This is a genomic window from Stenotrophomonas sp. STEN029 (genome assembly GCF_056760015.1).
In genome coordinates, this window is sequence record NZ_JBRREC010000127.1 from 1 (window position 1) to 10,295 (window position 10,295).

The window sequence follows — 10,295 nt, forward strand, 5'->3', positions numbered from 1 at the left end:
CTCTATATCGGCCCGCCCCATCCCCGCAACCCCACGCATTTCCCCCCCACCCCCCGCCCCCCCTGGGCGCCCCACCACAACAACAGAAGCAACAGCCACAGCAACACCTTGCCGAACATGGCTCGGCACTACACAAGATCGATGCGGCACTACACACTGCCGCCCAAGCACAGACAGGAGCTCCGCCCATGACGAAGTCCTTCCACAAGCGCAGCCGCGCGCCGTGGCTCAGCAGCTGCGTATTGCTGGGCATGTCCGCCCTGCAGGTACAGGCCGCCGACACCACCTCCGCCCCTTCGCTTGTCCCCCTGCCCGCCAGCTACCAGGCTGACGGCGGCAAGGACTTCGTGCTGCAGAACTCCGCCCGCGTCGGCGGCAACGACGAGGCAGCGCGCCGCGCCGCCGCGCAGTTCGTGACCCTGCTCAAGCAGAATGGTGGTCCGACCCTGGCCATCGCCGACAACGCCAGCAAGGCGCAGGTCCGCTTCCGCCTCGATCCTTCGGCACTCAACACCGCCGAAGGCTACGCATTGAAGGTTTCCGACACCGGCATCGATATCAGCGCAGGTGATGATGTCGGCCTGTTCTACGGCGCGGTCACTGCCGCACAGCTGCTGACCGGCAACACGCCAGGCCATGTCGCCGCCGCCACCATCAACGACACCCCGCGCTTCCCGTGGCGTGGCTTCATGCTCGACTCTGCACGTCACTTCCAGAGCATGGACGAGATCAAGAAGCTGCTCGATGCGATGGCGCAGCACAAGCTCAATACCTTCCATTGGCACCTGACCGATGACCAGGGCTGGCGCATGGAGATCAAGCGCTATCCGAAGCTGACCGAAGTCGGCAGCTGCCGCGTGCCGCTGGGTGATGCCGGCATCAATACCGCCACCGGCGAAGCGCGCCAGTACTGCGGCTACTACACGCAGGAGCAGATCCGCGAAATCATCGCCTACGCCGCCGAGCGCCACATCCAGGTGATCCCGGAAATCGACGTGCCCGGCCATGCCACCGCCGCCATCGTCGCCTACCCGGAGCTGGGTACCACCGAACAGAAACTGGTCATCGACAATCAGTGGGGCGTGTTCCCGAACCTGTTCAACACCGAGGAAGCCACCTTCCAGTTCCTGGAGAATGTGCTGGAAGAAGTGATCCAGATGTTCCCGTCCAAGTACGTGCATGTCGGCGGCGACGAAGCGGTCAAGGACCAGTGGATCGCCTCCAAACGCGTGCAGGAGCGCATGCGCGAACTCGGCGCCAAGGATGAAATGGAAATGCAGAGCCATATCATCAAGCGCCTGGAGAAGTTCCTGGAGCAGCACGACCGCCGCCTGATCGGCTGGGATGAAATCCTCGAAGGCGGCCTGCCGCCGGAAGCGACGGTGATGTCCTGGCGTGGCACCGAAGGCGGGCTCAAGGCCGCCAGCGAAGGCCATGACGTGGTGATGTCGCCGGTCAGCCACATGTACATGGACTACCTGCAGACCGAGTCGCCGAACGAGCCGCCGGGCCGCCCGGCCACCATCACCCTGCAGAAGGCTTACGAGTTCGAGCCGGTACCGGCCGAACTGGCGGCGGACAAGCGCTCGCACATCCTTGGCCTGCAGGCCAACATGTTCAACGAGCACACCCGCAACAACCAGAACCTGGAGCACAACCTGTTCCCGCGCCTGGCTGCGGTTGCCGAGACCGGCTGGAGCCCGCAGGACAAGCGCAACTTCAGCAACTTCCTGCAGCGTCTGCCGCAGCAGCTGCAGCGCTACCAGGCGATGAACATCGCCTATGCGAAGACGCCGTTCCAGGTCGACATGATCGACAAGGGTGAGCACCGCACTGGCGCGGTGCAGGTGAGCCTGAACAATCCGCTGGGCTACCCGGTGCATTACACGCTGGATGGCAGCCCGGTCACCGCAAGCTCGCCGCTGTATGCGCAACCACTGCAGTTGAAGGTGCCGCTGCAGGTACAGACCGCCGCGTTCTTTGATGGCAAGCCACTGGCCAGCGCCAACACCTTCAAGCTTGACGCTGCTTCGTTGCTGGTCCGCGAAGACACCCAGCTGGGCCTGTGCCCGAATGGCGGCAAGCTGTTGCTGCGCCTGGAAGATGACGGCCCTGCAGAAGGCGAGCGCGAAGTGTTCAACGTCAACATCTTCAACCCGTGCTGGTTGTGGAGCGATGTTGACCTGTCGGATATCAGCCGCATCAAGGTGCGTGCGGGCCGAATTCCGTACAACTTCCAGCTGGCCCATGACGAGCCTTCGCGCAAGTTCGCGCCGGCACGCACTGCCCACGGCGAAATGGAGATCCTGGCCAACTGCGAAGGCAAGCCACTGGCCTCGGTAGCACTGCCGGCCGAACCGAATACCGACGGCTTCCTCGAGCTGGACGCCAGCATCACCGCCCCCGCAACACGCGGCGACCTGTGCGTGCGCTTCACCGGCGACACCCGCCCCAACATGTGGACGCTGGACTGGATCAAGCTCGAACCGGGCAAGTAATCCACACAGCGGTTTGATGCAGGCACAAGGCCACCGCATGCGGTGGCCTTCTGCTGTCTGCCGTCGGCCATTGGACATTCCCGAATTTGTACGGGGCTGTAGGAGCGGCGTAAGCCGCGAAGCAACGGATCCAACAGCCCGCAGAAGCCCTGTACATCAACTCACCGATGCCCGTTGCCGATCAGGGATACAGAAAAGCCCTCTATTTCGTTGCCCCCGGCTTCGCGGCTTACGCCGCTCCTACAGGGGCTCTTGGCATGCCAAAAAATTTCACAGGACAAAAGAAACCCCAGCAACTTCAATCAAAAAGCCTCCATGAATTTCACATGAAACAAAAATAACCACTGAAATCATTGATATATAGACATCGCCAGCTTCGCACCGAGAGTGAAAATTTTTTGCAGTGCGCCTTGACATCGTTGTCACGAAACGCTGACACTCCGCATGCCGCAACGCCAACAGGTGTCGCGCCAACTTCCAGGGGACGTGCGTGGTTGCCAGCCGGAATCCAACAGCCAAGCTGACCACTCCCACATCTGTCGCGCCATTGCTGGCCGCGGATGTGGGCGGCACCCACGTCCGCGTCGGACTGGTACAGCCAGGCAGCAGCACCGGCGCGCCCATGCAGTTGCTGGCCTACCGCCAGTACCGCTGCGCCGACTACCCCGACCTGAGCAGCATCCTTGCCCAGTTCCCGGTCGACCACGCCAACGTGCGCGAATGCGCCATCGCCAGTGCCGGCTACGCCCTGCCCGATGGCACGGTGATCTCCGCCAACCTACCGTGGCCGTTGTCCTGCAACCGCATCCGCGATGACCTCGGCTTCGCCGCGGTTCACCTGGTCAACGACTTCGAAGCCGTGGCGCATGCCGCCGCACATATCGACGCCAGCGATGCCCTGCAGCTGAGCGGACCGGCCACCGCTGCCGAGGGTCCCGTACTGATCGTTGGCCCCGGCACCGGACTGGGCGCGGCGCTGTGGATTCCCAATGGCAATCGCTCAATGGTGCTGGCCACGGAAGCCGGGCAAGCCTCGCTGAGTGCCAGCAGCCCGCTGGAAGTCGCCGTGCTGCAGCACATGCTGCACGGGCGCAGCCATGTCGCCATCGAACACGCCTTGTCTGGCCCCGGCCTGCTCAATCTGTACAACGCGCTGTGCGCCGTGCGCGACACCCTGCCCGTGCACACCACACCCGATGCAATCAGCGCCGCCGCCTGCGACGGCAGCGATCCGCATGCCGAACAAACGCTGCAGCTGTTCTGCGCGATTCTCGGCTCGACCATTGGCGACATGGCGCTGCTGTACGGCGCCCAGGGCGGCATCTACCTGGCTGGCGGCATCCTGCCCAAGATCAGCCAGTTCCTATTGAACAGCAGCTTCGCCGAGCGGCTCCTCAACAAGGGACCGATGCGCGAGGCGCTGCAACGCATCCCCGTGAAGTTGGTAGAGCACGGGCAACTGGGCGTCATCGGCGCCGCCAGTTGGTATCTGGGACGCAGGGAAACAGAACCCGTCGCGTCGAGTCCGGCAGTACCGCAGGTGCATGAGGCTGTCTGCTCGTGCACGGGTTCCCATTGAACTACATACGGCCGGTTCGCCGGCATCCATCAATGATGAGGAGAGACATCATGAGGTACCGCAAGTCCGTACTATCCGCCGCCATCGTCACCTGCCTGAGCTTTTCCGCGCACGCGCAGGACGCAGGCCAGGCAGCCACCGAGCTTGACCGCGTCGTCGTCACCGGCATCCGCGCCAGCCTGCAGCAGTCGCTGGAAACCAAGCGCAATGCCGACGCCATCGTCGACGTGATCACCGCCGAGGACGTGGGCAAATTCCCGGCCACCAACGTCGCCGAAGCGATGACCATCATCCCGGGCGTCACCATCGATCGTGCATACGGCCAGGGCGAGAAGGTGTCCATCCTGGGTACCGACCCGGCCTTGAACCGCACCCTGCTCAATGGCCAGTCCATCGCTTCGGGCGACTGGAACATGTCCGACTTCCCGACCCGCACCTTCAACTACTCGCTGCTGGCGCCGGAACTGGTCGGCAAGGTCGAGGTGTTCAAGTCGCCGGAAGCACGCCTGGACGAAGGCTCGATCGGCGGCACCGTCAATATCTCCACGCGCAAGCCACTGGACATGCCGGAGAAGGTCAGCGTCAGCGGTCGCGTCAGCTACGGCCGCAACGACCGCGTCGACAAGACCGATCCGAGTGCCTCCGCCGCCTTCGGCTGGAAGAACCAGGCCGAGAACTTCGGCTTCATTCTCTCGGCACAGGCCAGCAACGAAAGCATCCGCCGTGACGGCATCGAGTCCTACGGCACCGTCACCGCCAAGAACTACCGCGATGGCGTCGATGGCGCAGCCGGCTCGGTCAACAACACCGGCGATGACTGGTCGGTGCCAGCACTGCCGAATGGGCAGCAGCCGCAGAAGCCGGGCACCTGCCAGGGCGCCTGCGCGGACGCCCTGAACGCCAACCCGAATGCCGTGGGCCCCGGCTCGATGAGCGCACATTTCTTTGAACAGAAGCGCAAGCGCAACACCTATTCGGCATCGCTGCAGTTCAAGCCGGTCGAGCAGCTGAACATCGAGTTCAACGCATTGAAGGTCGACGCAAACTTCGACCACATGGCCCAGTCCATGTTCGTCTGGCCTGGCAATACCTATGGCGGCCTGATGACGATGACCGATGTCACCATCAAGGACGGCTTGATTACCAGCGGTACGCACAAGAACGGCCGCGTGGCGTTCGATCTGCAGAACCGCCGGGCCAAGGTCGAGTCGGAAACCTACGACGTCAAGGTCGACTGGAACGATGAACGCTGGTTCGCCTCCACCCACATCGGTCGCACCAAGGCCGAAGGTGGCCCGAAGCAGGTCTATGGCAGCTTCCTGGCCAACGCCGACTACACCTGGTCGATCGAAAATGGCCCGAACAAGCCGGGCAGCGTCATCTTCCACGGCGCAAACCCGTTCACCGACCCGGAAGCTTTCCGCATGGATGGCGGCTATGCCAATCCGTGGCACACCAACCCGCCAGCCGAAGGCAACTGGGCATCGGGCTGGGGCGGCAACCTGGTGGAAAAGCCAACCCTGGACAAGGAAACCTACGGCCAGCTGGACTTCGGCCTGAAGCTGGATTCGCCGGTCTACCTGATCCGCGCCGGCTACAAGCAGCGCTCGCATGAAACCGGCCAGATCCAGCGCGGCGTGACGCTGGCATCGATCCAGGGCTATGGCGATGCCACCGCCTCGATGTTCAATCCGCGCCCACTGCCGGGCAACTATCTGAGCGGCTTCGGCGGCTATGGTGACCTCGCCGATCGCTTCACCATCGACGGCTGGGCACTGGCCGACTACATCGCCAGCAACAAGTGGCTGGCACCGTGGCAGACCGCACCGGTCCCGACCACGCTGGGCAATGCGGAGTTCGCACGCAACACCTGGACCATCGAAGAAGACATCAAGGCCGCCTACGTGCAGGCCGACTTCAGCTTTGACCGCCTGCGCGGCAACATCGGCGTGCGCTACGTACAGACCGAAGTGGGCAGCGGCGCCTGGATCTGCACCGTCAACAACCCGAAGGATTGCACGGCGGACAAGTACGAGTGGCGGGTCAAGCCGAGCAAGTACAACAACGCGCTCCCGAACCTGAATCTGGTCTACGACGCTACCGACGAGCTGGTGCTGCGCTTCTCCGCAGCCAAGACCATGGCCCGTCCGGGCTACGCTGACGTGTCCAGCTACCTGTGGCTGTCCGATCAGCAGCAGACCGGCGGCGGCGGCAATCCGGACCTGAAGCCCTACCTGTCCACCAACCTGGACTTCTCGGCCGAGTGGTACTTCTCGCAGAACGCGATCCTGGCCGGTTCGCTGTTCTACCGCGACGTTTCCGACTACATCCTGATGGCAACTCGCGAGGAAACCCACTGGAACATCAACCAGGGCAAGGAAACCATCTATCGGGTTGATCGCCCTCAGAATGCCGGCGACGCCAAGATCAAGGGTGCATCCCTGGCGTGGCAGCAGAACTTCGGCATGGGTTTCGGCATCGTCGCCAACTACACGTACTCCGATGGCGAGGCCACCAATGGCCGTCCGCTGCCGTACAACTCGAAGAACCAGTTCAACATTGCGCCGTTCTTCGAGAACGACAAGTTGGCAGCCCGCATCACCTACAACTGGCGCGACAAGTACTTCACCAACGTCAGTGGCGGTCGTGACCTGTGGACCATGGACTACACCTCGGTCGATGCCTCCATTTCCTACAAGATCACCGACAACCTCACCGTTGCCCTGGAAGGCATGAACCTGCTCGATGAGGAGTACCACTCCTACTCCGGCACCGAGCAGCTGCTGCGCGGCGCCTACCTGAGTGGCCGTCGCTACAACGCTTCGCTGCGCTTCGCCTTCTAAGCAAGCACCAACGCTGCACCTGTTTTCTGCTGTTCTTTCTCCTCCAGCGGGCCTGGGTTTTCCAGGCCCGCTTTTTTTGTGCCCGTGCAGGCAATCGCTGCAATGAAGCGGAACCGCAATTACCAATGAATTGACGCTGAACATAATTTGCAGGCATCAAATAAATATCGTTGAATCCATTTCAGTAGATATGAATGGAAATTTCCTTTCATAGCAAAATCGCTTTATTAAAAGCATTAAACGCATGAAATCGCCTTCTTAAACTGGGATTTTTTCATGAAAATTATTTTTGAAAAAAGCAAAAATTCACCGCAAACTCCACTCCTGGCTGAACACCGGTAGTCCCGCGCTCCACCCAACGCATCGAGGCATGACGTGGACAAGCATCGCCAGCAACACCTCCACTTTTTCCACGTCGGCAGCCTGCATCGCAGGGCGGCCGCGCGCGACGTCATCCCCACGACCGCCTCTGACTGACGCCAGATTCCACGCGGCCGGCCAGCTCGCTGACCGCGACCATCTAACCGCATGCCCACCCGGGCTGCGGCAATCACTGACCGGCTCGCATTCGTCGGCCATCCATCAGCAAAGGGAGAGAGACCTTTGAACCACCGCAAGTCGCCGCTCACCGCCGCCATCATCAGTTGTCTGGCAATCAGCTTCTCCGCCGCCGCCCAGGACGCGCAGAAAGAAGCAACCGAGCTTGACCGTGTCGTCGTCACCGGTATCCGCGCCAGCCTGCAGCAATCGCTGGAGACCAAGCGCAATGCCGATGCCATCGTCGACGTCATCACCGCCGAGGACGTGGGCAAGTTCCCGGCCACCAACGTCGCCGAAGCGATGACCATCATCCCCGGCGTCGCCATCGACCGCGCCTTCGGCCAGGGCGAGCGCGTCAGCATCCTCGGCACCGATCCCTCGCTCAACCGCACCCTGCTCAACGGCCAGACCATCGCCTCGGGCGATTGGAACATGTCCGACTTCCCCACCCGCACCTTCAACTACTCGCTGCTGGCACCGCAGCTGGTTGGCAAGATCGAGGTGTTCAAGTCACCCGAAGCCCGTCTGGACGAAGGCTCGATCGGCGGCACCGTGATGATCAGCACGCGCAAGCCCCTGGACATGGAAAAGTCGCTGACCATCTCCGGCCAGGTCGGCGTGACCCGCAATGAAGTGGCCAGCACCAACGACCCGAACGCAGCCCTGCTGCTGGGCTGGAAGAACCAGGCCGAGAACTTCGGCGTGGTGTTCTCGGCACAACGCGATGAAGAAAACATCCGCCGCGAAGGCTACGAGGCATTCAATGTCATCACCGCCAGCGCATTCAATGCGTCGATCGCCAACGGCACCTGCGCTGGCGCGTGCGCCGACGCGATCCGCGCCAATCCGAACGCCATCGGCGTCAACTCGGCCGGTGCCGGGTTCTTTGAGCAGGAGCGCAAGCGCGACACCTATACCCTGAGCCTGCAGGCCAAGCCGGTCGACAAGCTCGACATCGAGTTCAATGCCTTCGCCATCGATGCCAGCTATGACCATCAGACCCACCCGATGTTCATCAACCAGGGCAACAACTTCCACAGCGGCGGCAGGCTGACCGACATCACCATCAAGGATGGCATCGTCACCGGTGGCAAGATGAAGAACGCGCTCTCGATCTTCGACCTGCAGAGCCGTTGGGCCGAAACCGAATCGCGCACCTACGACCTGAAGGCCGCCTGGAACGACGAACGCTGGTCGCTCAGCACGCAGATCGGCAGCACCCGTGCCGATGCCGGCCCGCGTCAGTTCTACAGCGAATTCCTCGCCCACACCGACTACGAATGGAAGGTCAAGAACTCCGACACCAACCCATTCGAAGTCAGCTTCCCGAACGGCAACCCGTTCACCGATCCGTCGCTGTTCCGTTTCGAGAACTGGGCCGGCAACGTGGTCGAAAAGCCGACCGTGGACAAGGAAAAGTACGGGCAGATCGACTTCGGCCTGAAGCTCGACTCACCGGTCTACCTGCTGCGCTTCGGCTACAAGCAGCGCGATCACTTCGTCGGCCAGGTGCAGCGCGGCTTCGCACTCAACACCACAGCGACCAACAGCGCCGGCGAGTTCGGCCCGCGTCCGATGCCGAGTGATTACCTGTCCGGCCTTGGCAATGGCGGCGCACTCTCGGATCGCTTCACCGTTGATCCGGCCAAGCTGTACGAGTGGATCATGAGCGGCAAGTGGTTGGCGCCGGGTGCTTCGATGCCTGCGCTGTCGCCGTTCAACTCCGGCGAGTTCGCGCGCAACACCTGGTCGATCGAGGAAGACAGCAAGGCTGTCTATGCCCAGGCCGATTTCAGCTTTGATCGCCTGCGCGGCAACATCGGTGTCCGCTACGTGCGCACCGAGACCACCAACGAAGGCTATACCTGCGCCAACAACCTGAACCCCTGCCCGCAATGGGAAACCGTCGTCGCGGGCAAGAAGTACAACAACGTACTGCCCAACCTCAACCTGATCTACGACCTCAACGATGATGTGGTGCTGCGCTTCTCCTCGGCCAAGGTCATCGCCCGCCCGAACTATGCGGACATGTCCAGCTACATCTGGCTGACCGACCTGAACCTGTCCGGTGCCGGCGGCAACCCTGACCTGGATCCGTACCAGTCCACCAACTTCGACTTCTCCGCCGAATGGTACCTGTCGGAGAACGCGATCCTGGCCGCTTCGCTGTTCTACCGCGACGTCAAGGATTACATCCTCAACCAGTCGCAGAAGGAAACCCACTACAACATCAACCAGAACCGGGATGATCTGTACGACGTGACCCGTCCGCAGAACGCAGGCAACGCCAAGGTCCGCGGTTATTCGCTGGCATGGCAGCAGGGCTTCGGCGCGGGCTTCGGCATCGTCGCCAACTACACCTTCTCCGATGGCGAGGCCGATGATGGCCGTCCGTTGCCGTTCAACTCCGAGCACCAGTTCAACATCAGCCCCTACTTCGAACAGGGCAACTGGAGCGCACGGGTCACTTACGGCTGGCGCGACAAGTACTTCACCCGCATGGCTGCGGCCAACACCCAGGTGTGGACCGATGACTACGCATCGCTGGATGCCTCCGTCGGTTATCGCATCAACGACAACCTGGCCATCCAGATCAACGCCATGAACCTGCTCAACGAGAAGTACCACAGCTACTTTGGCAGCAAGGCGCTCACCAATGGCCTGTACACCACCGGCCGTCGCTACATGGCGTCACTGCGTTTTGATTTCTAAGTCAGGCAACCGCTGCTGATGCCGTACCGCGGGGGGGCGGGGGGCGGGGGCCCCCCGCCCCCCCCCCCCCCAACCCCACCCCCCCCCCCCCACCCCCCGCCCCGCCCCCCCCCCCCCCCCCCC

The 10,295-nt window shown here is 62.3% G+C and carries 4 protein-coding genes; all 4 read left to right on the top strand.

The genetic code is table 11. The features are described from left to right. Window positions 1-188 precede the first annotated feature (188 nt). Entirely contained in the window at window positions 189-2,498 is a 2,310-nt protein-coding gene (locus tag ACVOLI_RS19285) for a beta-N-acetylhexosaminidase (protein WP_481615614.1), read from the top strand. 490 nt (window positions 2,499-2,988) lie between these two features. After that, window positions 2,989-4,077 (top strand): glucokinase, encoded by a 1,089-nt coding sequence (glk, locus tag ACVOLI_RS19290; protein ID WP_481615615.1) that lies wholly within the window; start codon window positions 2,989-2,991, stop codon window positions 4,075-4,077. Between the two features lie 50 nt (window positions 4,078-4,127). Then, on the top strand, window positions 4,128-6,920 hold the full coding sequence (locus tag ACVOLI_RS19295) for a TonB-dependent receptor (protein ID WP_481615616.1): 2,793 nt from the start codon (window positions 4,128-4,130) through the stop codon (window positions 6,918-6,920). A 603-nt stretch (window positions 6,921-7,523) separates the two neighbouring features. Then, complete coding sequence (locus tag ACVOLI_RS19300) at window positions 7,524-10,172, top strand: TonB-dependent receptor (protein WP_481615617.1); 2,649 nt, start codon at window positions 7,524-7,526, stop codon at window positions 10,170-10,172. The last annotated feature ends 123 nt before the right edge of the window (window positions 10,173-10,295 follow it).